Origin of the sequence: Fibrobacter sp. UWB2 (assembly GCF_002210425.1) — a bacterium.
GTDB lineage: Bacteria > Fibrobacterota > Fibrobacteria > Fibrobacterales > Fibrobacteraceae > Fibrobacter > Fibrobacter elongatus.
Map to the genome: position 1 here is coordinate 252,114 of NZ_MWQK01000001.1, position 25,115 is coordinate 277,228.

General features: G+C 47.8%; 23 protein-coding genes. 14 read left to right on the forward strand and 9 right to left on the reverse strand.

The genetic code is table 11. The features are described from left to right. Positions 1 to 20: 20 nt before the first annotated feature. From B7982_RS01170 to B7982_RS01180, 3 genes are all read right to left on the reverse strand, one after another. Complete coding sequence (locus B7982_RS01170; RefSeq protein WP_088659198.1) at positions 21 to 977, reverse strand: hypothetical protein; 957 nt, start codon at positions 975 to 977, stop codon at positions 21 to 23. A gap of 15 nt (positions 978 to 992) precedes the next feature. Next, entirely contained in the window at positions 993 to 1,472 is a 480-nt protein-coding gene (locus B7982_RS01175) for a single-stranded DNA-binding protein (protein ID WP_088659199.1), read from the reverse strand. Between the two features lie 187 nt (positions 1,473 to 1,659). Beyond that, entirely contained in the window at positions 1,660 to 2,712 is a 1,053-nt protein-coding gene (locus B7982_RS01180) for a family 16 glycosylhydrolase (protein ID WP_088659200.1), read from the reverse strand. A 236-nt stretch (positions 2,713 to 2,948) separates the two neighbouring features. Here B7982_RS01180 and B7982_RS01185 point away from each other — a divergent pair, with 236 nt between their 5' ends. From B7982_RS01185 to bioA, 3 genes are all read left to right on the forward strand, one after another. Then, positions 2,949 to 3,497, forward strand: a complete 549-nt coding sequence (locus B7982_RS01185) for an alpha/beta hydrolase (RefSeq protein ID WP_088659201.1) — start codon at positions 2,949 to 2,951, stop codon at positions 3,495 to 3,497. Further along, positions 3,494 to 4,075 (forward strand): flavodoxin family protein, encoded by a 582-nt coding sequence (locus tag B7982_RS01190; protein WP_085490398.1) that lies wholly within the window; start codon positions 3,494 to 3,496, stop codon positions 4,073 to 4,075. The genes B7982_RS01185 and B7982_RS01190 overlap by 4 nt, the downstream gene beginning before the upstream one ends. Before the next feature lie 115 nt (positions 4,076 to 4,190). Next, a complete protein-coding gene (gene bioA, locus B7982_RS01195; protein ID WP_088659202.1) occupies positions 4,191 to 5,501 on the forward strand; it encodes an adenosylmethionine--8-amino-7-oxononanoate transaminase in 1,311 nt (436 codons plus the stop codon). A gap of 7 nt (positions 5,502 to 5,508) precedes the next feature. Here bioA and B7982_RS01200 read toward each other — a convergent pair whose 3' ends face one another. Beyond that, entirely contained in the window at positions 5,509 to 6,822 is a 1,314-nt protein-coding gene (locus B7982_RS01200; protein WP_088659203.1) for a GGDEF domain-containing protein, read from the reverse strand. 109 nt (positions 6,823 to 6,931) lie between these two features. Here B7982_RS01200 and B7982_RS01205 point away from each other — a divergent pair, with 109 nt between their 5' ends. From B7982_RS01205 to bioD, 3 genes are read left to right on the forward strand one after another with little or no spacing between them, the layout of a single operon-like run. Then, on the forward strand, positions 6,932 to 7,702 hold the full coding sequence (locus B7982_RS01205) for a 6-carboxyhexanoate--CoA ligase (RefSeq protein WP_088659204.1): 771 nt from the start codon (positions 6,932 to 6,934) through the stop codon (positions 7,700 to 7,702). A gap of 30 nt (positions 7,703 to 7,732) precedes the next feature. Further along, positions 7,733 to 8,938, forward strand: a complete 1,206-nt coding sequence (bioF, locus tag B7982_RS01210; RefSeq protein WP_088659205.1) for an 8-amino-7-oxononanoate synthase — start codon at positions 7,733 to 7,735, stop codon at positions 8,936 to 8,938. After that, a complete protein-coding gene (gene bioD / locus B7982_RS01215) occupies positions 8,935 to 9,600 on the forward strand; it encodes a dethiobiotin synthase (protein WP_088659206.1) in 666 nt (221 codons plus the stop codon). Before bioF ends, bioD begins: the two co-directional genes overlap by 4 nt. A 78-nt stretch (positions 9,601 to 9,678) precedes the next feature. Here bioD and B7982_RS01220 read toward each other — a convergent pair whose 3' ends face one another. Next, a complete protein-coding gene (locus tag B7982_RS01220) occupies positions 9,679 to 10,791 on the reverse strand; it encodes an FISUMP domain-containing protein (protein ID WP_144065902.1) in 1,113 nt (370 codons plus the stop codon). A gap of 180 nt (positions 10,792 to 10,971) precedes the next feature. Between B7982_RS01220 and B7982_RS01225 the strand changes: the two genes are divergently transcribed. Continuing rightward, the gene (locus B7982_RS01225) at positions 10,972 to 12,417 is read left to right on the forward strand and encodes an ATP-binding protein (RefSeq protein WP_088659208.1); all 1,446 of its coding nucleotides are present in this window, start codon (positions 10,972 to 10,974) and stop codon (positions 12,415 to 12,417) included. Between the two features lie 97 nt (positions 12,418 to 12,514). Here the strand turns inward: B7982_RS01225 and B7982_RS01230 are convergent, their stop codons facing one another. After that, entirely contained in the window at positions 12,515 to 13,399 is an 885-nt protein-coding gene (locus B7982_RS01230) for an FISUMP domain-containing protein (protein WP_233138341.1), read from the reverse strand. On the opposite strand from B7982_RS01230, the gene B7982_RS15045 reads away from it, so the two are divergent. The 4 genes from B7982_RS15045 to B7982_RS01245 all read left to right on the forward strand — a co-directional run bounded on the left by B7982_RS15045 (position 13,329) and on the right by B7982_RS01245 (position 15,476). Next, positions 13,329 to 13,733 (forward strand): hypothetical protein, encoded by a 405-nt coding sequence (locus B7982_RS15045; RefSeq protein ID WP_233138346.1) that lies wholly within the window; start codon positions 13,329 to 13,331, stop codon positions 13,731 to 13,733. The genes B7982_RS01230 and B7982_RS15045 overlap by 71 nt on opposite strands. A gap of 69 nt (positions 13,734 to 13,802) precedes the next feature. Beyond that, positions 13,803 to 14,456: a 7-cyano-7-deazaguanine synthase QueC gene (gene queC, locus B7982_RS01235; RefSeq protein ID WP_088659210.1), complete on the forward strand. Its 654-nt coding sequence runs from the start codon at positions 13,803 to 13,805 to the stop codon at positions 14,454 to 14,456. 1 nt (position 14,457) lies between these two features. Next, on the forward strand, positions 14,458 to 14,787 hold the full coding sequence (gene queD, locus B7982_RS01240) for a 6-carboxytetrahydropterin synthase QueD (protein ID WP_088659211.1): 330 nt from the start codon (positions 14,458 to 14,460) through the stop codon (positions 14,785 to 14,787). A 14-nt stretch (positions 14,788 to 14,801) separates the two neighbouring features. Next, a complete protein-coding gene (locus B7982_RS01245; protein ID WP_088659212.1) occupies positions 14,802 to 15,476 on the forward strand; it encodes a radical SAM protein in 675 nt (224 codons plus the stop codon). Between the two features lie 26 nt (positions 15,477 to 15,502). Here B7982_RS01245 and B7982_RS01250 read toward each other — a convergent pair whose 3' ends face one another. Then, a complete protein-coding gene (locus B7982_RS01250; protein ID WP_088659213.1) occupies positions 15,503 to 16,561 on the reverse strand; it encodes an MBL fold metallo-hydrolase in 1,059 nt (352 codons plus the stop codon). A 309-nt stretch (positions 16,562 to 16,870) separates the two neighbouring features. Here B7982_RS01250 and B7982_RS01255 point away from each other — a divergent pair, with 309 nt between their 5' ends. Beyond that, positions 16,871 to 18,733, forward strand: a complete 1,863-nt coding sequence (locus B7982_RS01255; RefSeq protein ID WP_072828614.1) for a phosphoenolpyruvate carboxykinase (GTP) — start codon at positions 16,871 to 16,873, stop codon at positions 18,731 to 18,733. A 152-nt stretch (positions 18,734 to 18,885) separates the two neighbouring features. On the opposite strand, the gene B7982_RS01260 is transcribed toward B7982_RS01255, so the two are convergent. Next, the gene (locus tag B7982_RS01260) at positions 18,886 to 20,469 is read right to left on the reverse strand and encodes a vWA domain-containing protein (protein ID WP_088659214.1); all 1,584 of its coding nucleotides are present in this window, start codon (positions 20,467 to 20,469) and stop codon (positions 18,886 to 18,888) included. Positions 20,470 to 20,669: 200 nt separating this feature from the next. Here B7982_RS01260 and B7982_RS01265 point away from each other — a divergent pair, with 200 nt between their 5' ends. Then, positions 20,670 to 23,255 (forward strand): SprT-like domain-containing protein, encoded by a 2,586-nt coding sequence (locus tag B7982_RS01265; protein WP_088659215.1) that lies wholly within the window; start codon positions 20,670 to 20,672, stop codon positions 23,253 to 23,255. 119 nt (positions 23,256 to 23,374) lie between these two features. Next, positions 23,375 to 24,871: a glycoside hydrolase family 30 beta sandwich domain-containing protein gene (locus tag B7982_RS01270; protein ID WP_088659216.1), complete on the forward strand. Its 1,497-nt coding sequence runs from the start codon at positions 23,375 to 23,377 to the stop codon at positions 24,869 to 24,871. 43 nt (positions 24,872 to 24,914) lie between these two features. Here B7982_RS01270 and B7982_RS14985 read toward each other — a convergent pair whose 3' ends face one another. Next, the gene (locus B7982_RS14985; protein ID WP_198953164.1) at positions 24,915 to 25,088 is read right to left on the reverse strand and encodes a hypothetical protein; all 174 of its coding nucleotides are present in this window, start codon (positions 25,086 to 25,088) and stop codon (positions 24,915 to 24,917) included. Positions 25,089 to 25,115 lie beyond the last annotated feature (27 nt).

Below are 25,115 nucleotides of genomic sequence, written 5' to 3' on the forward strand. Positions count from 1 at the left end.
GATTTAACCTTTGTTTTTTCTTATTGTTGAGGTTGATTGTTCGTTTTTAAATTTTGAATAATTTTGTTGAATTTGTCGATATGCCTTTTGGCAATCTCAACCAGGTCGCGAGCCTGAGAATACTTCTTCATTGCTTCTTCTGGGTCTTCGATTAGGCAGTACGAATACAGCACGTGCGAGGCGCTACGGATTGTTTCCGAAGCCTGTACAAGTTCTGAATGGGCTTCGCGAGCTTCCATCGGATGGAAAATCCCGATGGCCTTGCGATTGAGCGATGTCGCCTTGTTGTTAATGGCGAGAGCCTGCTGGCTACGCTTTTCGCGTTCCATTTCGCCTGCATTCGGTTCCATCGGTTCGAACGAACTTACAGAACGCAAGATGTCGAACATCTTGTCGATGATGGTTTCTGCCTTGTCTGCATAAGTATCAAGGCGATCCATCACTTCAGGAGCGATTTCGAAATCGTCATCAATTGCGCTTGATGGTTCGAAGCTGTTCTTTGCTTCGGCGTGTGCTGCCGCCTGTTCTCTGTTTTCGTTGTTCGCATTGTCAAAAGACGAAATGTAGTCTTCGTACTTTTTGTTGTACGTCACGAGTTCTGTCGGAGAATAAGATGACGTGAGAACCAGGGTTGGACGTTCGAAACACGCCGTTCCGATACAGCCGGTCAGCATGCATAACGAGAAGAACAGGAACGATGCTCTCGTGGACCATTCTTCGCTTTGCACCATGCAGAAGATACTGAAAAGAAAAAGCAAAAAGAACGACAGCAGAATACCACCTTCGACATTTTGGACGATGATGGTATTCTTTACGAAATAGAACAGACAGTCTATTACAATCGTAAGAGTCGATAGAATGGCTCCGACGACTTTCGTATTACGCCCAGGGCACGATGCCGTAGCAAATAGCGTTACAAACGATATTCCTAGCGGCAACGCATAGATGAGCGCTAATTCTGCAATTCCTTGATTCATTCACAAAATCTTGAATTAGAACGGAAGATCGACGTCTTCTTCTGCCATGCCTGCATCATAGGCCGGAGCGCTATTCTGCTGCATGCCGTTAAAGCTGTTGGACTGGTAGCTGTTGGCCTGGCTGAAACCACCTGCACCCGGTGCGCCACCCTGGCCACGCGGAGTGAGGAGCTGGAACGTATCCATGTTGATTTCAGTGACATAGCGCTTCTGGCCGCTCGTCTGGTCTGTCCAGCTGCGGTTGGTGAGGGAACCTTCAACATAGAGGCTCATGCCCTTGCGAATGCCAAGCTGTTCAACGATATCTGCGATTTTGCCCCAGCCAATGATGTTATGCCAGTCGGTCTGTTCCTTCTGTTCGCCGTTGTTGTCACGATAGCGACGAGAAGTGGCGAGGGAGAAAGAAACGCGCTTGCGACCACCATTGGGATTAACGCGAACTTCCGGATCCTTACCGATATTACCGATGAGCATAACCTTATTCAAATAAGCCATATAATTATCCTATTTTAATTTTTAAAAATTTCGAAATCAAAAATACAAAATCTAGTTTGACATTTTAGTGTCAAAATTCAAAAAAATTGGCGAAATTCCCCCAATTTTAATGGATAAAACAAAAAACCATATGGTAAATCCATATGGCTTTTGCGATAAAGAGAATTATAAAGAGAAACGGCCACAATTAGTATTCGAAGTTCACGCGGTAGTGCTTGTGACCATTCGGGTTCACCTTGGCGCCCTTGGCGTTCACAAGACCGCGACGATCCTTTGCAGCTGCCGGAGTCGTACGCATTCCGTGGATGGCGTTTGTGGCGCTCGAGGAGCTCGGCGGAATGATTGCGCTGCTCGAAGAGGCCGGGACGCTAGAGGAGCTTGCTGGAACACTGCTCGAAGACGATGCCGGAGCGCTGCTAGAAGATTGCGGAGCCTGTTCGTCGTCTCTCGGAACCTGGCCGTTGAAGCTTTCCTGGCCTTTGCGGGTGAGGGCGAGGATTAACATGCCGTCTCTGGAGTAGATATTCTTGTCGGTGAGGTCGACTCGGTTGCCATCGAATGTCCAGTCACCCTTGCCCCAGCGGGAGCCATCGAATGTGTCGAAATTGTCGGTCCAGTCGAGCGTAAAGTCGCTGCCACCTTCGCCCCGGCCCGGCGTGTACTTATAAACCTTGACCCAGTTGATGAACTGGAAAAGCGGAAGCTTCGATTCATCGAACTGGCCAACCCAAGCCGCACTCTCAGACGACCAAAGGTTAAAACGGAGTCCCTGTGTACCTGTCAAGTTGGAAACCTGGCCACCTTCCGTCTTGCGGACTTCCTGACCGTCTACAGTCCAGCGGACGTAATTCGGAGTCCATTCGAGACCGTATGTGTGGAAAGCCTGATCGGCGGCGGGGCTAACGGCATGGTGTTTTTCGCTAGTCTTCTGTGCGCCGGCCTTACCAGTAATGATGTTGGACTGGAAACTGCCCGGATTCTTGCCGAGAACTTCGATATCCACTTCTACCCAAGGCCTTCCATCAGCGATTTCGGAACCATTCTGGTAGAGGAACATGGAACTGACCGTTCCCGATGCGGCTGCCATCTTCATACGGGCTTCAAACTTACCGTACTGAACTTCTTCTAACGTGTAGAGTTCGGCACCGCTAAAATCCTTTGCGCTAACATTGGTGGTGAGGGCTGCTGCGGCGGCTGCTACGGCGAGAGCGCTCTTGACTGCAGTTTTCTTGATGTTCATATTTTATCTCCATGAAGTTTCTGTACAAAACAGAATCCCATTTAACCGAAGATAAAGATAAGTTAGCGAAATTAAATAACCAATAAAATAGAATGTATTTAAAATATTAACTGTATCGAGTGTGCGAGTATGCTGTGCTGAAAAAGTGCGGATTTGGGTGAAATTTGCCGTAAATTCATTTTTTAACGGGAAAGTAATTTAATTTTTATACTAATTTGGTAGGAAAAGAGGCGATAATGAATTACTTGATTGTTCCTGGATTGAATAATTCCGGACCGAAACACTGGCAGAGCTTCTGGGAAAAGAGCTTGCCGAATGCAACGCGCGTCATCCAGCACTGTTGGGACCATCCCGAGAAAGCGGACTGGGTCGAGACTTTGGACAAGTGCATCCAGCAGTTGAATGCGGATACGATTCTTGTGGCGCATAGCTTGGGTGTTTGCACGACGGTCAACTATCTTTTGAAGGCGAAATCGCAAGGTGGCGTTCCGCCGTACATCAAAGGGGCTTTCCTTGTTTCGCCAAGTGATGTGGATAACGTAGAACTTATTGGGAACTTTGCTCCGATGCCACTTGAAAAACTGCCGATTCCGGCATGTGTCGTGGCGAGCGAAAATGACCCGTTTGTCTCGATGGAACGTTCTGAATTTTTTGCCAACGCTTGGGGCGTAAAGCTGTTTAACGCAGGTGCTCTTGGACATATCAATTCGGATTCCGATCTCGGTGAATGGGAACAGGGGCGTAAATTCCTTGCAGAATTTGAATCAACGGAGGTTCTAAAATGAAGGTCATCTTGTTTAACGGTAGCCGTCGCGAAAATGGCTGCACTTATACGGCTCTGAACATCGTCGCAAACCAGCTCAAGGCCGCTGGAATCGAAACGAAAATCGTGTTTGTCGGTGGGCGAGTGCTCAAGGGCGAGGTGAACGAAGTTGTCCACGAAGCCAAGGAACTCTTGGAAACGGCGGACGGCGTTGTTTACGGTTCTCCGGTTTATTACGCTTCTCCGAGCGGCGAAATGTTGATGTTCCTCGACCGTCTTTACGGTGTCGCAGAAGCAAATCTGCTGTTCAAGCCGGCGGCAAACGTGGTTTCTGCACGTCGTGCAGGGACGACCGCAACTCTCGATGTGCTCAACAAGTACCCGACTTATGCGCAGCAGCCGCTCGTGACTTCACGCTACTGGAACATGGTCCATGGTTCGAATCCAGAAGATGTGCTGAAGGATGAAGAAGGCGTGCAGATTATGAAGGAACTGGGCCGCAATATGGCATGGCTCCTCAAGAGCATTGATGCGGGCAAGCAGGCGGGCGTGACGCAGCCTGATGCCAAGCAGAAAGTCTACACCAATTTCATTCGATAGAAACTTCGCGAGACTCCGCGCTGTTTCGAGATGCCGCCGGTGAATGCCGCGCGGCACTTTTAATTACGAGAGGTCGCGGGGGACAGCCCGCGCATTTTTCTATATTGCGCCGCAAATGAATACGCTATTGAATTTCGACAGCGAGCATTTGTGGCACCCGTATGCTGCGCTGAAAAATACTCCCGCAAGATTCCTTGCAATGTCGGCTCACGGAACGACGATTGAAACCGCCGACGGATTGAAACTGATTGATGCCGTATCGAGCTGGTGGTGCATGGCTCACGGGCATAACGCTCCTGAAATTGTTGAAGCGATTCGCAAGCAAAGCGAAAAGATGTGCCACGTGATGTTCGGCGGTTTTACGCATGAGCCCGCAATTGAATTGGGTGAGAAGTTAGTGAACTTTTTGCCCGAGGGCTTGAACAAGATTTTCTTTGCTGATTCGGGAAGCATCGCCGTGGAATGCGCCGCCAAGATGGCGGTGCAGTACCAGCATTCGCTGGGTCGCCCGGAGCGCTGTAAGTTGGTCGCCTTGAAGGGCGGCTACCACGGCGATACGGCAGGCGCAATGGCTTTGAGCGATCCTGACGGTATGCATGTGCTTTTCCGCGGAATCATGCCGCATCATTACTTTGCGGAACGCCCGAATTGCCGTTTTGATAGCGCTTGGGACGATAGCGATTTTGCATCGATGGAACGCGTTGTCGAAGAGCATAAAAATGAAATTGCGGCCGTCATTTGCGAGCCTGTTTTCCAGGGCGGAAACGGCATGTGGCTTTATAATGCAGGTTACCTCAAGCGACTCCGCGAGCTTTGCGACCGCTATGGCATCTTGCTTATTTTGGATGAAATTGCTTCGGGATTTTACCGCACAGGCCCGCGATTTGCGATGATTCATGCGGGTATAAAGCCGGACATTATGTGCATCGGCAAGGCGCTTACAGGCGGTAGCATTACGATGGCCGCTTGTGTTGCATCCGAAAAGGTCGCTGACTCGATTACGAATAGCAAGATCCCAGCGTTTATGCATGGCCCGACGTACATGGCAAACCCGCTAGCGTGTGCGGCTGGGATTGCTTCGCTTTCGTTGTTTGAAAGTCGCGATTATGCATCAAGCGTGGCTCGGATTGAAAAGCGCTTAAAGGCGAATTTGGAACCGCTCCGTTCGCTTGAAAATGCGGCGGACGTGCGTGTGCTCGGTGCAATTGGCGTTTTGGAACTCAAGGCAAAGCCAAGTGCAGACGATATTTTGAAAGTCATCAAGGAAACTGGCGTGTGGCTACGTCCGTTCTGCAATTACGTCTATACGATGCCGCCGTTCATCACGAGCGATGCTGAAGTGGACCGCATTTGCGAAGCGATTAAGATGATTGGAAAATGCGAACCTGCGCCGATTGTGGATGGCGAGGACGAATTCCACGAGTAAATACAACTTAAATTTTTTCTTCAAACGGAACTAAGGTCACACAGTTCCGTTTTTTCTTTGATACGTAGAGCGCCTTGTCGGCAAAGGAGAGCATGTCTGAAACAATTCCGTCTCCGAATGTTCCGCCAAAGCTCATTGTTAACTTTACATCAGGGTAATCTTGCAGTTTAATTTTTTCTGCCCGAGCGCGCATCTGTTCAAGTCTGTTTCTCAGCACTTCATGAGTAATACCCTTGAACGAGATTAAAAATTCGTCGCCACCATAACGTACTACACGGTCCAAATTACGAACAGATGAATTCAGTATCGATGCAACGGCAGCAAGGGCGGCATCACCACACTGGTGGCCGTAATTGTCATTAACATCTTTGAAAAAGTCAATATCAGCCATTACGACGGCTTGACTATTACGCGATGATAGTTTATCATCAAAATACTTGCGGTTCATCACTTGAGTCAACGAATCCCTGTAGATTTTATCGTTTATTTCCGTGATTTCGTTATTTTTGTCGGTGAAACCGAACACGGTTGTTTCTTCGCCGGTTCGCACAATTTTCATTTCAACATATTGGCCGACTTCGTTGTGGAAAATTTTTGACAAACTATTTCCGACTGGCAAGTATTCCTTAATATAGGACTCATCAGCCACTTCTCGGATACTTTTTCGATCCTCTTCGTGTACAACCGTATTGATAAGTTTTTCAACAAGGATCTTGAACGGAGGCGGTTCTTTCATGAAGCCAAGAGCACTTTTGATTCGATCGCTTGTGCGGAAAAATTCCACCTTTTCTGTGACAAAATCAACTCCGACTACAGAGGCGTATCCGTTCATGAGCGCATTGATCATATTTTGTTGTTTGCGGTTCTGCTCCAAGAGCTCTTTCTCTTGTTCCAGCTTTGTCATTTGCGCATTCACGTTTTCGACAACGTACAGGACTCGACGTAGTGGCTTGTCATCACCAACGCGTACAAACATTGCCTTACTCCAACCGTGAATTTTCCCGTGAAAAATTTCGGAAATAACATTTGCATTCTTCATGCGTTCCGACAATGTTGAAAGGATCGTAAAATTCTTGATGGTTGAAACGCTTTCTGGGCATGCAAGGTTCACCATGATATTGGTAATACTTTCTTGCAGGGTATCTGCATTTTTCATAAACTTATCGATGAACTCGTTCGTCTTGATAGGGAACGCGGTCATATTCTCAAGATCGAGTACATGCATCGAAATGTACAGTTCAGTTGTGGCGTAAGTTATAGCTGTGAAAAACTCCGCAGAGTCCACAGGAAAGTCCGCGATAAACTTTTTGCAATCACCCATATCAGTTACCAAGAAAAGTCATTACTCCCGTTACTAGTAAAAATATATTCATTTCAATGAAAACGATAAGACCTTTTTTCTAAATTGTGGCGCGTAAAAGAAGGCTCTTATGGATTACTACAGTTTAAAAATGCGAGCCTCGCAGCATGTTGGCGAAGGCGAAAACTCCCATGAACAGCATATTTCCGGTGCTGAACGTATTGTTGGTCGTGATTCCGTGGAAGCTGTGTGTGCGGCGATGGTGCGCCGTGCGATGAATCATTCCAAGGGCGACCCGGATTTTATCAATGTGAAAATTGAAAAGGTTCACGAAAGCGATATTCAGGTCTTGAAATCGCTCCATGTAACGCGAGTGGATGTGGAAACGTGGCAGGAAGGGTTGGAGAAGGCTTTTGGCTTGATTACGCCGCTGATGGGCTCCGGTTGTGGACTGCGCGAAAAATTGCAGGATCTTCTGCGGGAGACGTTCCCGATGCGCGGGGCGATGCTTTACGACATTGCGACGGGAAACCGCCTGGAACCAGACCACGAACGCGGTGTCCGTGCAACGTATATGGATGCGCTCCATTCGAGCGAAGTCGATGGATGCAAGAATCATTTCAACGAAGCGATTGTCCTTGCGACCAAGGTGGCGAATGCACCGGGTATGGTGGCGGAATTCTGCGTAAGCGATGACCCGAATTATGTGACAGGCTATGTCGCGAGCAAGGAACTCGGCTATGTTCGCGTCATGAAAATGAAGGAAATGGGCGACGAAAACGGAGGCCGCATTTTCTTGTTTGATTCTCGAAAAGCCTCCGCCGAAGAATGCATCGAGTATTTGCAAAAGAAGAAAGTGCTCGTGGATGTCGCCGCGTGTCATCCTGAGCGAAGGGCGTAGCCCGAAGTCGAAGGATCCAAGGCTTTTTGTATGAACGAACGAATTTTAGACTTTTTCACGAAAGATGCGCTTGAAACGGCGCGTGCGAACAATACGTACCGCACGTTGCGTCACATCTCGTCGCCAGAAGCATCGCATGTGACGATTGCGGGTAAGGATACTGTTTTGCTCGCTTCGAATTCTTACTTGGATTTGGCGAATATTTCCGAACTCAAGCAGGCGATGGCAGATGCGGTCCTTGAATGGGGTACGGGGAGCGGTGGCGCCCGCCTCACGACCGGCAACAAGACTCCGCACGATGAACTCGAAGAGTTTATTGCAAAGTTCAAAGGCGAAGAGGCAGCTATCGCGTTCAATACGGGCTACATGGCGAACGTGGGTACGATTTCTGCGTTGTGCGGCAAGAACGATTTTATTTTCAGCGACGAACTGAACCACGCAAGCATCATTGATGGCATTCGTCTTTCGCGTGCAAAATGCTTTGTGTACAAGCACAATGACATGGCGGATTTGGAACGCGCGATTGAAGAGGCTAAGGCTGAGTTCTGCGCACGTGAAAAGTTCGCGGAAAACGCAGTCTTGAATTTCCGTGGTCTCATTGTGACCGACGCTGTTTTCAGCATGGATGGCGATTTGGCGAACTTGCCGGAACTCTTGCAGATTGCGAAAGCGCATGGCGTGTTGCTCATGATTGATGAGGCGCATGCCACGGGCGTCCTTGGGCGCACGGGGCGCGGACTTGCGGAACATTACAATTGTGAACATGCCGATGTGACCGTCGGGACTTTGAGCAAGGCCGTGGCCGCCGAAGGCGGCTTTGTCGCCGGTTTCAAGCAGTTGATTGAATTCTTGAAAAACAAGTCTCGCAGTTTCATTTTCACGACAGCGATGGCCCCTGCGGTAGCGGCGGCTGCACTCCGCAATTTGCAGTTCATTGATGCGCATCCGGAACGTGTTCAGCAATTGCGTGACAACGTGAAATTCTTTTGCGATGCTTTGCGCTTGCATGGGTTGCAAGTTTCGCAGACGGAATCGGCGATTATCCCGATTATCATTGGGGATGAAGCGAAGGCTTTGCGGATTTCGGAAACGCTCCAGAATGAGGGCGTCTTGATCCCTGCAATCCGTTATCCGACGGTTGCAAAAGGGCAGGCACGCTTACGCGCTAGCCTCATGGCAACGCATACAAAAGAAGAACTTGAATTTGCTGCAGCAAAAATTGCGGAGGCGATATGAGCAAAGGTTATTTCGTTACGGCGACGGGTACGGATGTCGGTAAAACTTTTATCACGGGTCTTTTGGTGAAAAAATGGCGCGATTCCGGCATTGACGCGGGCTATTACAAGGCGGCTCTTAGTGGTGCTGAACTCCGTGATGGCAAGTGGATTGCGGGCGACGCTGATTACGTCAAGCGCATTGCAGGTCTCCCGGACTCGCAAGAACAGCTCGTCAGTTACGTTTACAAAGAGGCGGTTTCTCCGCATCTGGCCGCACAAAAAGAAGGCAATCCCGTTGAGCTTTCTAAAGTTCAGGCGGACTTTAACGCAGCCTGCTCCCGCCACGAATTCATCTTTGCCGAAGGTAGCGGGGGAATCATTTGCCCCATCCGCTATGATGACCAGAAAATTTTCCTCGAAGATATCATCAAGACGCTCAAGCTTCCGCTGCTTATCGTAACGACGGCTGCACTCGGCTCCATCAACGCTTGCGTGCTCACTATAGAATACGCTCGCAGCCGTGGCCTTTCCATCCGTGGAATTATCGTGAACCGTTACGGCTGTAGCGGCAATTTTGAAATGGAAGATGACAATATCCGCATGATGCAGGACTTGACAGGGCTTGAAATTCTTGCAAAAGTCAAGGAAGGCGACAGCGATTTAGGCGTCGATACGTTTTAATGTTAGGATATTCCGACACCATGTCGGAATAACGCAAGGAAGGCGGATACAATCCGCCTTAATATTTTTATAAGGAAACTATTCTAGCTTTACGCAACGAATAGATACGCCTTCCAATTTCGAGCCTGCTGAATTTTTAGCAGGAGATTCTTCACCCAACTTCGAAACAAGTGCTGAATTAACAATTGTCAATGAGGTGCCGCCATATTCTTGCGGATAATTCCAAATAGCAAAATTTGCTAATGATTCAAATGCTCCTTTTTCAGTTCTATACCCCGCACCAATCAAAGAAAATCCACTTGTATTAGTTCCATTAAAACATTGAGAACGCAAACCGCTTATTCCCTCATCATATTTATCTTCGTATTGGCGTATAATTACATAATCATCCCATGTAAAAAGTCGCCAACCTTCAGGGCATATTCCTCGATGTTTTTCTTGTATTAAATCCGTGCAACTTTCGGTATTGCAACGACTCGGTAGTTGCATCATTTCCGCCCATTGGTAAAGCCCACCAAATCGATCACAATAGGTTGTGTCGTTGTTATAGCAATAGCGTTCAATTTTTGCATCATCATTTTGGTCATTTTCACCAGAAACCATTTCACCGATATTTAAATTTTCAGCCATAACAGTTACAGATTTTCCAGTTTTTGATGAAACTGCGGTATAGTAGTAATAACTGCGACCATTACGCGTATCGGTAAAAGTCTTATAATCATTTTTATGAACGTTCCAGTTTCCTGCAAGGCATGTATCATGAGCATATGGTTTATACTCAATACCACTAGATACGTCATTGTTTAGACTCGAAGATGAAGAAATCTTTTGACTAGAGCTAGACTCAACTTTTTTACTTGAGCTTGAGGCCGAGACAGAAGAAGAGGATGCAACCTTTGCAGACGATGATGAAGACGTTGCCTTCGCCGACGAAGAGGACACTTTCGAAGAACTGCTACTAGATTGCTTACTGTTACTGGATCCTTCGCGGCTATCGCCGCTCTGGATGACGGAACTGCTGCTCCGGATGACACTAGACGATGACGACTTCTTAACGCTGGAACTAGATGGCGATCCCGGAACGGAATCCGGGATGACTTCAGAAGGGGATGTTCCGCTGTCGCCGCCACAAGCGATGAGGGCTACAGATAGTAAAATGGACGCAATAATGCTGTACTTGAAATTTCTCATTCTAAACCTCGTCCATATACCCAATTGCGCTGCAATATAGATAAATACAGATGCTTTATCACCTGTCATGCGTAAAATAGGAATCTTCTCTTGCTTTTTTGCTAAAAATAATGTATAATAACTACCAAATCGTGATTTACTAAATCGTGATTTGGTAAATTACAAAACGAAGGGTAGAATATGTTCATTGGCAGAAAACAGGAATTGCAATTTCTTGAAGACCGATACACAAGCAAAGGCGGACAATTGGTCGTGCTTTACGGCCGCAGGCGCGTAGGTAAAACGGAAACACTTCATGAATTTTGCAAAGATAAGCCGCACGTGTTCTACTCATGCCGAGAAGTGTCCGACAAATTGCAGTTACGCAGCTTTTCTTCGAAGATGTTGCAAGAAAAAATTCCTGCGGCGAAATATATCTCCGAATTTGACGACTGGGAAGCGGCTTTTGGCGCGGTCTCGGAGTTGCCCTACGGCAAACGTAAAAAACTGCTGATTATCGATGAATTCCCTTACATGTGCAAGTTCAACAGCAGCGTTCCATCTGTTTTACAAAACCTTTGGGATGAACGCCTGAAAGACGAGAACATCATGATAGTCCTGTGCGGCAGCGCAATGAGTTTTATCGAAAAGGAATTGCTAGCCGAGAAAAATCCGCTTTATGGAAGGGCTACGGGAATATTCAAGATGGAACCTATGGGATTTTACGATGCAACGCAGTTTTTCCCAAAATATTCCGCCCGTGACAAGATTATCGCCTACTCTATTCTTGGCGGAATTCCGCATTATTTGCGACAATTCGATTCGGACTTGTCTCTTGAAGAAAACATCAAGCGAAATATTCTTACTAAGGGATGCGCACTTTATAGCGAGGTAGAATTTTTACTTCGACAGGAATTACGAGAAACAATTCTCTACAATTCCATCATTGAATCCATTGCGCTTGGGGCAACCAAGTTGAATGACATCAGCAAGAAATCGCTTATAGATGACACCTCAAAAACAAGCGTTTATCTAAAAAACTTGATAGAACTTTCTATCGTAAAACGTGAATTTTCTGTCGATGACGGCATAAAGGAAGTCGGAAATCGGAATCGCGGACTTTACCGCTTGACGGACAATTTTTTCCGTTTCTGGTACGCTTTTGTATTTACCAACTATTCTGATTTGGAAAGCGGAGATGTCGACGGCGTTTTTGAACATGTCGTTAAGCCATCTCTGCACGAGTTTGCGTCTTTATCTTTTGAAGATGTTTGTCGTGAATTCATCCAAGAAAAGCAGAAATCAGGACTGCTACCGTTCCGTTATAAGCGGATGGGACGCTGGTGGGGCAAAACTACTGTACGCCGTGGCGATGATACAGAAGTTCAAGAAACGGAAATTGATCTGCTTGCGATATCTGCAGATAAGGATAAGTATCTTGTAGGTGAATGCAAGTTCAAGGGCAAGCCGTTTACCTACGGTGATTTTCTCGATACGATGGTAAAGCTTTCTTTGCAAAAGGAAAAAGCAGAATTTTACTATTACCTTTTTTCAGAATCAGGCTTTGTGGAAAAACTTAGCGACGAGGCTCGCAAGAATCACAATATCCATCTTGTAAATCTTGATGATATCGTAAAGCTAAAGTAAGGACGGCGACACCGATTTAGGCGTACAGGTATTTTAGAGTAACGAAAACGAACTCCCACCCATGGGAGTTCGTTATTTTTATACTCACTAATGAGTTTTATTCAATTTTCGTACAGCGAACGGAAAAACCTTTAACCTTCAGTTCACGGCCATTTTGTTTAACAGGATCATCCACAAGACTCGAAATAATCGTATGATGAGCCCTAACTTCTTTATCATCCATATATTCCTCAGGACGGAACCAAGTAGCAAATGTGTTTAGTTCCTCAAACACACCATCTTCAGTTCTCAGACCACCTCCGATTAAGGAGAACCCACTAGCATTGCTTCCAAGAAAGCATTGCGAACGCAAGCCTTTTATTCCATCACCGTATTGGTCATTATAATCTCTAATTATTTCGTAATCATCCCAAGTAAACAAGCGCCAGCCCTCAGGACAAATTCCTCGATGATCGCGTCTAATTTTTTTATAGCAACTTTCGGTATTGCAGCTACTCGGTAACTGCATCATTTCAGCCCACTGGTACAACCCACCATACTTATCGCAATTAGTGGTATCATTGTTGTAGCAATAGCGTTCAATCTTCGTATCATCATTTTGATCATTTTCACCGAGGACCATATCACCTATATTCAAATTTTCGGCCATAACGGTTACTTTTCTTCCTGTTTTTGAAGAAACGGCTGTATAGTAGTAGTAACTACGACCATTACGTGGGTCGGTAAACTGTTTGTAAACGCTCTTGTGAATATTCCAGTTTCCAGCAAGGCATGTATCATGAGCATACGGTTTATACTCAACACCACTGGATACATCATTGTTCAGACTCGAAGAAGAAGCAGTCTTTTGACTGGAGCTAGACTCGACCTTTTTACTAGAAGATGAAGGGAGATTCCCGCTCGAGGCGGGAATGACAGAGGAAGAAGAGGATTGCTTACTGCTACTGGATTCTTCGCTACGCTTCGAGGATGACGAGACGATCTTTGCAGATGACGAAGAGGACGTTGCCTTCGCCGATGACGAAGAGGAAACCTTCGAGGAACTGCTACTTGTCATGCCGGACTCCGTTCCGGCATCGCCTTTTTTACTGCTACTTGAAGGGCGATTCGCGCTTGAAGCGGGAATGATTGAAGAAGAGGAGACCTTTTCAGAAGACGATGATGACTTTTCCACATCATCATTTGCGGAAGTACCGCTGTCGCCGCCACAAGCGGCAAGAGCTACGGATAGGATTATGGATGCAATAATGCTGTACTTGAACTTTCTCATTCTAAACCTCGTCCATATACCCAACTTTTTTATTGAAACAATTTAGCAAAATTTCTATCTTTGACATTAGTCAGTTCGAGACCCATCCTGACTCTAAACAAAACTAGGAGATTTTATGAAAGACGCTTTGCTGGTCTTGTCTGGTGGAATGGACAGTGTGACCTTGCTCTACGACCGCGCCGCGGATATTGCGCTTGCCGTTTCGTTTGATTACGGCAGCAACCACAACGACAAAGAAATTCCTTTTGCGCGCATGCACTGCGAAAAACTCGGGATTCCGCACATTACGATTCCGCTTAAGTTCATGCACGATTACTTTACGTCGTCACTCCTTTCGGGGGCAGATGCTATCCCAGAAGGGACTTACGCTGACGAGAACATGAAATCGACGGTGGTGCCGTTCCGCAATGGCATTATGCTTTCTGTGGCGGCAGGGCTTGCCGAAAGCCGTGACCTCAAGCGCGTGATGATGGCAAACCACTTTGGCGACCATGCGATTTATCCGGACTGCCGCGAAGAATTCGTGAAGAACATGTCGGCAGCGATTTCTGCAGGTACATACGCAAACATCACGATTGACGCTCCGTACACGAACATTTCCAAGGCGGATATCGCTCGTAAAGGCAAATTGCTTGGCTTGGACTACAGCGAAACTTGGTCTTGCTACAAGGGCGGCAAAATCCATTGTGGCAAGTGCGCAACCTGCCTGGAACGCAAGGCTGCTCTCGCCGAGGCGGGCATCAACGACACAACGGAATACGAGGCGTAATATGTACAGAGTTATCAAGCGTATTGAAATTTCTGGGGCTCACAAGCTCTCGCTCCCGTACGAAAGCAAGTGCCGCGGTCTGCATGGCCATAACTGGATTATCACGGTGTTCTGCCAGTCCGAAACTCTCGATGAAAACGGCATGGTGGTCGATTTTTCGCACATCAAGGAAATTGTGAAGGGCAAATTCGATCACAAGTTCTTGAACGATGTGGTGGACTTTAATCCGACAGCGGAGAATATGGCTCGCTGGATTTGCGAACAGGTGCCGCATTGCTACAAGGTGCAGGTCCAGGAAAGCGAAGGCAATACCGTCGAGTACGAAGTGTAAGGGCGCGGGCTCTTATGAAAGTTTGCGAAATATTTAAGAGTATCGAGGGCGAAGGGATTCGCATGGGGCAGGCGGCGGTGTTTGTGCGTCTGCACGGTTGCAATTTGCGCTGTAGCTACTGCGATTCAATGTATGCGGTCGAAGGTCCTGACTTTAAGCAGATGAGCGTGGGGGAGATCCTTGCAGCGGTTGAAGCGTATCGCAACGAATCCGGTGTCAAGTGCGTCACGCTCACGGGTGGCGAACCGCTGATTCACGAAGGCGTGGGCGAGCTGCTTACCGCATTCTGTGACGGTGGCTTTGAAGTCAACATCGAAACAAACGGCACAGTCCCTTGCAAATGGCAGTTACCAGGGCTCTTTTACACGATGGACTGGAAATGCAAAAGCAGCGGCATGTCGGCCCGAATGAAGATGGAAAATATCATTTCACTCGGCAAAAATGACGTGCTCAAGTTCGTTATCGGGAGTGTTGAAGACTTGCAAGAAGCGGAAGGCGTTGTCGCGCGACTCTCGCTAACATCTCCAGATAATATGCCGCACATCTTTATTTCGCCGGTATGGGGCGAACTCACCAACGAGCAAATTGTCAATTGGATGGTGGGTAGCAAGGTCATGACGCAAAACAACGCTCGGTTTCAAGTGCAACTGCACAAAATCGTATGGGACCCCGACATGCGCGGGGTGTAATGCGGACGCTTCTTGCAAAGCGATTGCTAATCGAGATAAATAACTTCGCCGATAAGCGGCATGAGCAAAGGCTTGCCAGATTCCTTGGCGGCCTTTTTTGCATTTTCGAGAGGCTCGTAATACGGATGCTTGCTCAGGCAGAACTTGGAATGATGAACCGTCAAATAGCGTTTAGCACCAAGTTCAAGCATTTCACGGCCTAAATATTGCGGCATCGTATGGACTTGCGCCCAATCCGGATTGTATTGCCCGTTTTCAAGAATCCCTAAATCGATGTTCGGGAAGTTCGCCTTGATTTTCGAGTAGTGCGAACCGTAGCCACCATCTCCGCCTATCCAAATTGTACGTTTGGGCGATTCATAGACGAACGAAGCCCAGAACGTCTTGTTCTTGTGCAAATCGCGGCCCGAGAAATGCCTTGCAGGCGTTGCCGTAACGCGGGTGCTGTCGCCAAGTTGCGCTTTTTCCCACCAGTCAAGCTCAATAAGTTTGTTCACGGGATAGTGCCAGTATTCCAGATGCGAGCCTACGCCAAGTGCGGTTATGACCTTCTTGACGCGCGGTTCCAACTCCGTGACAGTCTCGTAATCCAAGTGATCCCAATGGTCGTGAGTAATAACCAGGTAATCGATATCCGGCATGTCGGCGGGCTTGTAAATGTCCGTACCCTTGAACATCTTATTGGCAAACTTGACGGGGGAGCCCTTGTAAAATACCGGGTCCACCAAAATTTTCTTACCCGAAAGGTTCACAAGGTACGATGAATGCCCGAACCAAACAATCCAATCCTTGTCGTTGGGGAGTTTTCTCAAATCTGTCTTGATTGCGTGAATGGCGGTGTCGGGGACGGTGTTCTTCTTTTTGTTGAACATAAATTCGCGCCAGACAGTGAGCGTACTCTTGTTGCCCGTCATAAATTCCGTTTCTTCGTCGTTCACGAACTGCTTGCCATCGTAATGCGGGGACTTTTTGATGCGCTCCAGACGCTTCCCTTGCGGGAGCTTGCCAAAGCTATCTTGGCTTAGGAACAGAACGCCCGCATCGCCCAAAAGAAAAAGGACTGTTAAAATAATCGTTGTAATCATAACTAGGCTTTAATATATAATTGTTTTTTGCTAAAAATTCTATCCAGATGTGCAGGTTTACATTGTGTTAAAAGGTGAAGCCGTTCTTGAAAGGGTGGTGCCCGCTTACTTCGACTTCGCTCAGCACAGGCTCCGGCGGGCATGACAGGTTTAATGTTTAGGTTGAATCTTTCCATTTTCTTCTTACTGCCTACTTCCTACCGCCTACTAATCGCTAAAATTCATTGACCAATACCCATTTTTTTTGCTATCTTGTAGCGCGTTCGAAATATCTCGAAATCTAACACGTTAAACCAATAGGAGCTCATAATGAGTCTTACTCTTAACGATATCAAGCACCCGAAAATCAGTACTTGGGTGAATGAAATGATTGCCATGTGCGAACCGGACAACGTCGTCGTCGTTGACGGTACCCAGGAAGAATATGATGCCCTCATGCAGAAGTGCGTCAAGGCCGGCCTCGCAACGAAGCTTGCCAAGAAGGAAAACTGCTACTTGTTCCGTTCTCTTCCGTCTGACGTGGCTCGCGTCGAATCCCGTACGTTCATCTCCTCCGTCAAGGAAGAAGATGCAGGTCCGACCAACCACTGGATCGACCCGTCTGAACTCAAGCAGACGATGCGTAAGCTCTACAAGGGTTGTATGCACGGCCGTACCATGTACGTGATCCCGTTCTGCATGGGCCCGCTCGGCTCCCCGATTTCCAAGAACGGTATCGAAGTCACTGACTCCGAATACGTCGTTCTCAACATGGACATCATGACTCGCGCTGGCAAGAAGGTTCTCGATATCTTCAATGCTGACCCGAACGCTGACTTCGTTCCGTGCCTCCACTCCGTTGGTAAGCCGCTCCGCGAATGCGAAAGCGACAACGGCATCTGGCCGTGCGCTGACGTTGAATACAAGTACATCACGCAGTTCCCGGAAGAACGCCTCATTTGGTCCTACGGTTCCGGTTACGGTGGAAACGCCCTCCTCGGCAAGAAGTGCTTTGCTCTCCGCATTGCTACCGTTCTCGCTCGCGACGAAGGCTGGCTCGCTGAACACATGCTCATCCTCAAGCTCACCAACCCGAAGGGCGAAGTCAAGTACGTGACTGGCGCATTCCCGTCTGCTTGCGGTAAGACGAACCTCGCCATGCTCATCCCGACTATCCCGGGCTGGAAGGTCGAAACCATCGGTGACGACATTGCATGGATGAAGTTTGGCAAGGATGGCCGTCTCTATGCTATCAACCCGGAAGCTGGCTTCTTCGGCGTTGCCCCGGGTACTTCTGCAGAATCCAACAAGAACGCTCTTGTTTCTGCTGAAAAGAACACGATCTACACGAACTGCGCTCTCACTGAAGACGGCGACGTGTGGTGGGAAGGCATCGGCTACCCGGCTAAGGGCAAGCTCGTTGACTGGAAGGGCAAGACCCGTGACGCTCTCCCGAAGGACAAGGCTCCTAAGGGCGAAGAAATGGCTCACCCGAACGCTCGCTTCACCGCTCCGGCTAAGCAGTGCCCGTGCATTGCTAAGGAATGGGAAGATCCGGCAGGCGTGCCTATCTCTGCAATCCTCTTCGGTGGCCGTCGTCCGTCCACCATTCCTCTGGTCCACCAGTCCCTCAGCTGGAACCACGGCGTGTTCCTCGGCTCCATCGTGGGTTCCGAAATCACTGCTGCCTCTACGATTGACGCCTCTCAGGTCGGTAAGATCCGCCGCGACCCGTTCGCAATCCTCCCGTTCTGCGGCTACAACATGGGTGACTACTTCAAGCACTGGATCGAAATCGGTCAGAAGTCCACTGAAGACAAGCTTCCGAAGATCTTCTACGTGAACTGGTTCCGCAAGGATGCCAACAACGAAAAGCTTCCGGGTGGCTTCATGTGGCCGGGTTACGGCGACAACAGCCGCGTGCTCGCTTGGATCTTCGACCGCTGCAACGGTGTTGACAACGCTGTCGAAACTCCGATCGGTTACATGCCGAAGGAAGGCGCCATCAATACTGATGGTCTCGCTGACTACTATAAGGAAACTCTCCCGCAGATCACGAAGGTTGACGTGGAAGGCTGGAAGAAGGAACTCGCTGACGTTAAGGAAAACCACTATCCGAAGTTCGGCAAGCACCTCCCGAAGGAACTCTCCGAAATCATCGACATGATCCAGGATCGCCTCAATAAGGCATAATGTTTGCCGCGGCTTGATGTCGCGACACTCTGTGTCTAGTTCCTAGCGAACTTAAATGCCCTTGCGATGAAAGTCGCAAGGGTGTTTTTGTATATAAAAGAAAGTGCCGCGGCATCTCGTCGCGACACTTTGAGTATGTTATTGGTTACGATTTATTCTACATATTTCTTGATGAGGCGGACCATCAAATCGGCGAGTTTTTCCACTTCGTAATCGCCGACAGAAGCTTCGATGTGCTTATTTCCGATGCCACTATCGTTTGTGAGGAATACGTACGTGCCACCCGTAGCAAGTTCAAAGAATCTCAGCATAAATTCAGTGTCCTTGTCCACGCCGCTTGCGGCCACCGGGATAATCTTGATGCCGTTCTGGGCAAAGAGTGCAATGGATTTTTGCAGGCTTTCGATGACGTTGTCCTTATGGTGCGCAGGAGCGTCAAGAATCAAGAATGCGATACGTGCGCGAGCCGATTCGTTCCAGGAAAGCTTTTGCAAGGATGCTTCAAGTGCATAGTCAACAGCTTCGGGATAGTCGCCACCACCGCCAGCTTTCTGTTTGGCGACAAATTCCTGAGTCGTAGAAACGTTATCTGAAAAATCATCGTATCGGGTGATGTATTCGTCTTGGAGATCGCGGTAGAACAATGCTGCCGTACGCAAAGCGATGTTGTTGCCCGAACTTGCGTGGTCGATAATGTAGTTCAGGTCAGAAATAAGGAAACGGATTTCGTCGGTCATGGAGCCTGTAGCATCCACGATGAATGCGATATCGGCTTTTGCTGCGGCCTGTTGGGCGTCAGCACTTACGACAACGTTGACATTGACTTGTTCATCGCCCTGCAAGGTGAACTTGAGCGGTTCGATATAGCTAGCACCATTGACGTTAAGCGAATAATCTTCAGCAACAATTTCGCCATTATCATTAGCAAAGAGGTTCTGCCAGCAGTAAGCGAACCCGGCGTTATCCGTCTTTGTGGAGAATAGCACAGAGCCATCCTTAAGGAGTTCCACGGGGACATTTGCAATGGCGGTGTTATTGCCATCGACAACTTGTACGGCTACGAGATTCTTAGGGTAGAATTTCCAGTAGCTTGTTTTATCGTAATATTTATTTTCGTTGAGGAGACTACTCCAGAACTTCCAATTGTCGAGGTCGTTCCATTCTCCTGCCGTGAGTAATCCTGATGTTCTGTTGTTTGTGCCATCAAGGCCTCCCGCGCCGCTCGTTCCACCGACTCCACCTGCGCCGCCTGGCGATCCGCCTGTTACGCTAACGCCACCGGCACCGCCTGTTAAGCCGCCGGCTCCGCCGCCTTTAGTAGATGTGGTAGCTTCAGAGAAACCGCCTCCGAAACCACCGGGAGCGCCAGCGCCACCTTCGTAGCTGTCTGTAATGGCGTATTCATAGTCACCGAAGGGAGTGTCTAAGAAATTTGTTGCGCTGCTTTTGGGCGTGGCACTTGAAGAACTTTCTGTTCCCGAGCTACTTTCAGCGGAGCTTTCTGTAGAACTTTCTGCAGAGCTTTCAACGCTCGAAGACATTACAGAACTCGAGGAGAATGCTGAGCTGCTTTCGGCGTCAGGACTGTCGGCGGAGCTTTCTATACCTGAGCTTTCGATTCTTGCGCTTGCGGGGTTTTCGGCACCCACTGCACTCGGAAAATTCCCGATGTTGTCATCGCTACAAGCTGCACTCAATAGCGAAAACGCTATAACCGCCAACCATTTCTTTTTCATGTTAAGGTCTCCTTCTTGTTTCCTATAACATGAAATATAATTTTAGTACACAACAAAGATGTGTAAATTTTTGAAATATCGCTGTTTCTGTTGAGAAAATTGTCAAAACATTTTCTATATGCAACAAAGCGTTTTATATAGAAAACGAAAAATTCCATTTTGACACTTAGTGTCATTTTGTTTGGTTATATTTGTGGATCATGCAAAAGTTTTCGCTAAAGAATATCCGCTTTTTGATTGGTGAATTTGAAAAACGATTGGCCGATTTGAGGTCATTTTCGGATTTTACATCTAAAGCGGAAGCGGCTGTAAAGGAATGTGCCGATGCGGTTTTGAACGCCCTTATTAAGGAAAAGCTCGAAGGGGTATTTCTTGGTCGGCTGGATCTTGAGCCGGAAACTTTGCTTAGTATGACCGAAAGAAAGGTCACAAACGCTTCTCATTTGATGGGCGTGTCCGAAAGTGTTCTTGCCAACGCATTTGCGGTCCCTGCGGCCGATGCAAAGAAAATCGTTGAGTATGTGGGGGAGCATTACGAAAATGCTCGAAAATCTGTCAATGTGAAGTTGAATGTTGACGAGAAAACGCGGGAATCGTCTGACCTAGTCCGGGCTCTTTACGTTTATCGTCATGGGCTTCCGTTAGCGCAAAAATGCCAAGAACTTTTGAAAGAAAACGAAGCTCGTGTCATTGAAAATATCAACGCATTGCGCCCCTATACGAGTTCGTTCAAGTTTGTGGCATCGCTCCTTTTTAACAGGGAGGCGAAAACCCGATTCAATTCGCTGAATGAACTTTATGAGAGTGATTTTTGGCATCGTTCTGCGTCTTTGCTTTCTGAATTGCAAGCGCTAATAACGGCGGATCCGTCGTTTGCGTGGGAGGCGTTTTCTCAATCACCGATTCCGTTCTTTACCGACTTGGAAAGGATTTGCCCTTACGCATTGGGCAATGAAGAAATTGTTTCGGCCGAATTGCCGAAGGAAATTCTTGACGAAAGGACAAATTTAGACGGCTTAAAGACGCAGCTGCGCCAATATCAAGTTCTTGGCGTGAAGTTTATTTTGCATCAGGGGCGAGTTTTGTTAGGGGACGAAATGGGCCTCGGTAAAACGGTCGAAGCGATAGCGGCGCTTGTGACTTTGAAAAATTTGGGTGAAACCCATTTTATGGTCATTTGCCCGGCGAGCATTTTGGTGAACTGGATTCGCGAAATCCAGAAGCTTTGTGATATTCCAGCCGTAAAAATCCACGGACCGGACAAGTTTATTTATTTTGATGCGTGGAAAAAGAATGGGGGAGTCGCCGTTACGACTTATGAAACTTCGAGACAACTGGAATTATCTGAAAAAGATTCCATTTCGATGGTTGTTGTCGATGAAGCGCATTACATCAAGAATCCGGGGAGCCAACGCACCGTGAGTGTCCGCCAAATATGCAAACACTCAAATCGGTTGCTGCTCATGACGGGTACTGCTCTTGAAAACCGCACGAAAGAAATGCTCTTCTTGTTGCAAATTCTTCGCCCGAAGATTGCGTCAATGGCGATGGGCTTTGCTAAAGAAAGTACTAGCCAAGAATTTATGCAGATGATTGCGCCGATTTACTATCGGCGAAAGCGCGAAGATGTCTTGAAGGAATTGCCGGAGCTCATCGAAGAAGAATCGTGGATTGAAGGTGGCGATGCCGAGATGGCTGCATACGAAGAAGCGGCTGTTAAAGAAGAATTCATGACGATGCGCCGGGTTTCTTTTAATGTCGACGATTTTGAACAGTCCGGAAAGCTGAAGCGAATCAAGGAGATTGTTCGTCAGGCAAAATTTGAAAACCGCAAGGTTCTCGTCTTTTCATTTTTCTTGGAAACGATCAAGAAAGTTTGCGCATATTTGAATGATTCTTGCATGGAGCCTATTACGGGTGCGGTGCCTGTGAGCCATAGGCAAGAAATTATCGATGCGTTTGAAAAATCCCCTGCTGGGACAGTTCTCCCGTTGCAAATCAACGCGGGCGGGCTTGGTTTGAACATTCAGGCCGCCAATGTGGTCATCTTGTGCGAACCGCAGCTGAAGCCGAGTGCCGAGATGCAGGCAATTTCGCGCGCATACCGAATGGGTCAGGTTCGAAATGTGCTTGTGTACAGGCTTTTGATGCTTGATTCGATTGACGAGAAAATCAACACTCTGCTCAAATTCAAAAAGCAAGTCTTTAATACGTTTGCCGATAAGTCTCTGTCCGGGACGCAGGATTTGGAAATCAGTCCTGATGAAATCAAGAATCTTTTCAAGAAAGAAATTGAGCGAATTCGTGCCGCGCAGGGGAACATTCCGACTGAGAAGAGTCTGATTGCAGCAAACGAGTGGCTAGGAAAAGAAACGAATGAAGAAATAAATGAATTTGGCTATCGGGAACATGATCCGGTTTTGATAACGCCGGATTTTATGCGGAAAACCTGCGAACGCTACAATGAGCTCTATTTTGAAGGCATGCTAGATGTAGACCGGTTGAGTTTTGAATTGGACTATAGTTCTAGTTATTTGGCCTGTTTTGTCCCTAGCTATTTAAGCATTGTATTTAGTCGCCGTTTCGAATTTGATTACCGGAAATACCGCAATACGATGGTGCATGAAATGTGCCATTATTACCTGTATTCATTTTCGGGAGAAAATGGATCCGACAACACTTTCAAATATGAGACGGTTCACGGCAAAGCATTCCAGGATTTGGTCGACAGATTGAATTCTAAACATGCTGAGCTCAATGTGATGCTTAGAGATTGTGATTGCTAAAATTGGGTATAACGCCATAAAGCTGTTGTCATTTTATCAAGACAAATTCGTTTTTAGCCTTATATAAAGTGAATTTTTCAACTTAGTTTAAAGAAAGTAAGGGACAAAAAGGAGGCTTTATGACGTATTCAATGAAGAGATTTTCTCTTTTTGCGGGTTCCATCGCATTTTTGAGCACTCTTGCCTGTGCCGCAACGATAAACGTTGACATGGGCAAGGAATACCAGCGCATCAGCGGCTTTGGTGCTGCATCAGCATGGGCCGGTTCCATCACCGACAAGAACGCCGCCTTTCTTTGGGACTCCACTAGTGGCGCGGGGCTTACCCTGCACCGCATCCGTATTGCTCCGGACGGTTCCACCTCCGAAACAAGTATCGCCAAAAAGGCGAGTGAATACGGCGTCAAAGTTTGGGCTGCTCCGTGGACATCCAAATATACTGTCAATTACGATGGCAATAAAAAACATTTGGATTTCAATCACGCCCAGGACTGGGCAAACACCATCTTAAAGTTTACGCAAGACATGCGTAAGGCTGGAGTCAACCTATACGCGATTTCGTCGCAAAACGAGCCCGACGGCACCGGCGACAACCACTACGAACCCGATGAATTGGCCCGTTGGGTAGGTGACTACCTTGGCCCCACCCTCGATACCACTGGCATCAAAATCATTGGCACTGAAGCCATCAACTGGTACGGATTCCCCAATTACAAAAAAGCATTCTTCAACAATCCCGCCGCTCTGAAATATACGGACATTTTTGGAACGCACGAATATGGCGGAGACCCAGCCGCTTATCCCGAAATCCATGAAGCCGGCAAAGAATTCTGGGAAACCGAAGTCTACGATCTCGGAAGCAACAAGGAAGACGTTGGCATGGGAAGCGCTCTCCGCGTTGCAAACATGATCCACGACGCCCTTACTATTTCGAACATGAACGCCTGGCATTTTTGGTGGATTTATTCCTGTAGCGAACCCAGCTGCGGTAATGGAGCCCTTTGGCCGCAAGGGCAAGGCAACCCCGACAACGTAGAACCCACCAAGCGACTCTGGGTCATGGGGAACTTCAGCCGCTTTGCACGGCCCGGCGCGAGGAGAATCGACGCCACCAAGAATCCCGAAAGAGATGTAAAGGTCACTGCCTACCGCGATTCCCTCAAGACGAAAATCGCAGTCGTCATTCTCAATTCCAAGAACGAGGAATTCAAGGCGGACTTTGACTTCGGAAACACAAAGATTGGAAGCTTTAAGCCCTATGTCACCGACGACAATAACAACCTCAAGGAAGGAAGCGAAGTCAGGGTTGACGGTACAAAGTGCAGTTACAGCGTCCCGGCCCGCAGCGCAACGACAGTCGAATTCGTTCTGTGGCAAGAGCCCAAGGTGGAACCGCCCAAGGATTCTACAGAATCAATTGCCTTCGGGAGACTTTCTGTACCGCAAAAACACCAAAGTACATATAAAGTATTTAGCCCAATCGGAGCGTTTATCGGTGAATTCGAAGCTGGAGATGTTGGCGAACTCCGCAATGCCTTGACAAACGCGGGCTTAAGCCGCGGCATTTATATGGTCAAACACGGCAATGCCAAAACGAAGCGTATTGTTTTGAGATAGCGCAATTACCATCGGCTCTCGATAAATTCCTTGAATGGCTCTGTTAACGGATTGTTGCGGCTGCTTTTTCAATTTCATCGAAAAAACGTTTGGTGGCGTCTGCATTAGCTTTGCGGGCGTCTTCGGCTGCTTCCCTCATAATTTGGGCAAGCATTTCATCGGTCGGCTCTTCCATGTCCGTCAATCTGTAAGAATCAATGCTTTTTGTCGTTGTCATAGGGGCTCCTTGAAGCCTTATCCCTAA

Bases quoted from the DNA above. Each gene is read 5' to 3' on its own strand.
- B7982_RS01170 (WP_088659198.1), bottom strand. From the start codon at position 977: ATGAATCAAGGAATTGCAGAATTAGCGCTCATCTATGCGTTGCCGCTA.
- B7982_RS01175 (WP_088659199.1), bottom strand. From the start codon at position 1,472: ATGGCTTATTTGAATAAGGTTATGCTCATCGGTAATATCGGTAAGGAT.
- B7982_RS01180 (WP_088659200.1), bottom strand. From the start codon at position 2,712: ATGAACATCAAGAAAACTGCAGTCAAGAGCGCTCTCGCCGTAGCAGCC.
- B7982_RS01185 (WP_088659201.1), top strand. From the start codon at position 2,949: ATGAATTACTTGATTGTTCCTGGATTGAATAATTCCGGACCGAAACAC.
- B7982_RS01190 (WP_085490398.1), top strand. From the start codon at position 3,494: ATGAAGGTCATCTTGTTTAACGGTAGCCGTCGCGAAAATGGCTGCACT.
- bioA (WP_088659202.1), top strand. From the start codon at position 4,191: ATGAATACGCTATTGAATTTCGACAGCGAGCATTTGTGGCACCCGTAT.
- B7982_RS01200 (WP_088659203.1), bottom strand. From the start codon at position 6,822: ATGGGTGATTGCAAAAAGTTTATCGCGGACTTTCCTGTGGACTCTGCG.
- B7982_RS01205 (WP_088659204.1), top strand. From the start codon at position 6,932: ATGGATTACTACAGTTTAAAAATGCGAGCCTCGCAGCATGTTGGCGAA.
- bioF (WP_088659205.1), top strand. From the start codon at position 7,733: ATGAACGAACGAATTTTAGACTTTTTCACGAAAGATGCGCTTGAAACG.
- bioD (WP_088659206.1), top strand. From the start codon at position 8,935: ATGAGCAAAGGTTATTTCGTTACGGCGACGGGTACGGATGTCGGTAAA.
- B7982_RS01220 (WP_144065902.1), bottom strand. From the start codon at position 10,791: ATGAGAAATTTCAAGTACAGCATTATTGCGTCCATTTTACTATCTGTA.
- B7982_RS01225 (WP_088659208.1), top strand. From the start codon at position 10,972: ATGTTCATTGGCAGAAAACAGGAATTGCAATTTCTTGAAGACCGATAC.
- B7982_RS15045 (WP_233138346.1), top strand. From the start codon at position 13,329: ATGACAGAGGAAGAAGAGGATTGCTTACTGCTACTGGATTCTTCGCTA.
- queC (WP_088659210.1), top strand. From the start codon at position 13,803: ATGAAAGACGCTTTGCTGGTCTTGTCTGGTGGAATGGACAGTGTGACC.
- queD (WP_088659211.1), top strand. From the start codon at position 14,458: ATGTACAGAGTTATCAAGCGTATTGAAATTTCTGGGGCTCACAAGCTC.
- B7982_RS01245 (WP_088659212.1), top strand. From the start codon at position 14,802: ATGAAAGTTTGCGAAATATTTAAGAGTATCGAGGGCGAAGGGATTCGC.
- B7982_RS01250 (WP_088659213.1), bottom strand. From the start codon at position 16,561: ATGATTACAACGATTATTTTAACAGTCCTTTTTCTTTTGGGCGATGCG.
- B7982_RS01255 (WP_072828614.1), top strand. From the start codon at position 16,871: ATGAGTCTTACTCTTAACGATATCAAGCACCCGAAAATCAGTACTTGG.
- B7982_RS01260 (WP_088659214.1), bottom strand. From the start codon at position 20,469: ATGAAAAAGAAATGGTTGGCGGTTATAGCGTTTTCGCTATTGAGTGCA.
- B7982_RS01265 (WP_088659215.1), top strand. From the start codon at position 20,670: ATGCAAAAGTTTTCGCTAAAGAATATCCGCTTTTTGATTGGTGAATTT.
- B7982_RS01270 (WP_088659216.1), top strand. From the start codon at position 23,375: ATGACGTATTCAATGAAGAGATTTTCTCTTTTTGCGGGTTCCATCGCA.
- B7982_RS14985 (WP_198953164.1), bottom strand. From the start codon at position 25,088: ATGACAACGACAAAAAGCATTGATTCTTACAGATTGACGGACATGGAA.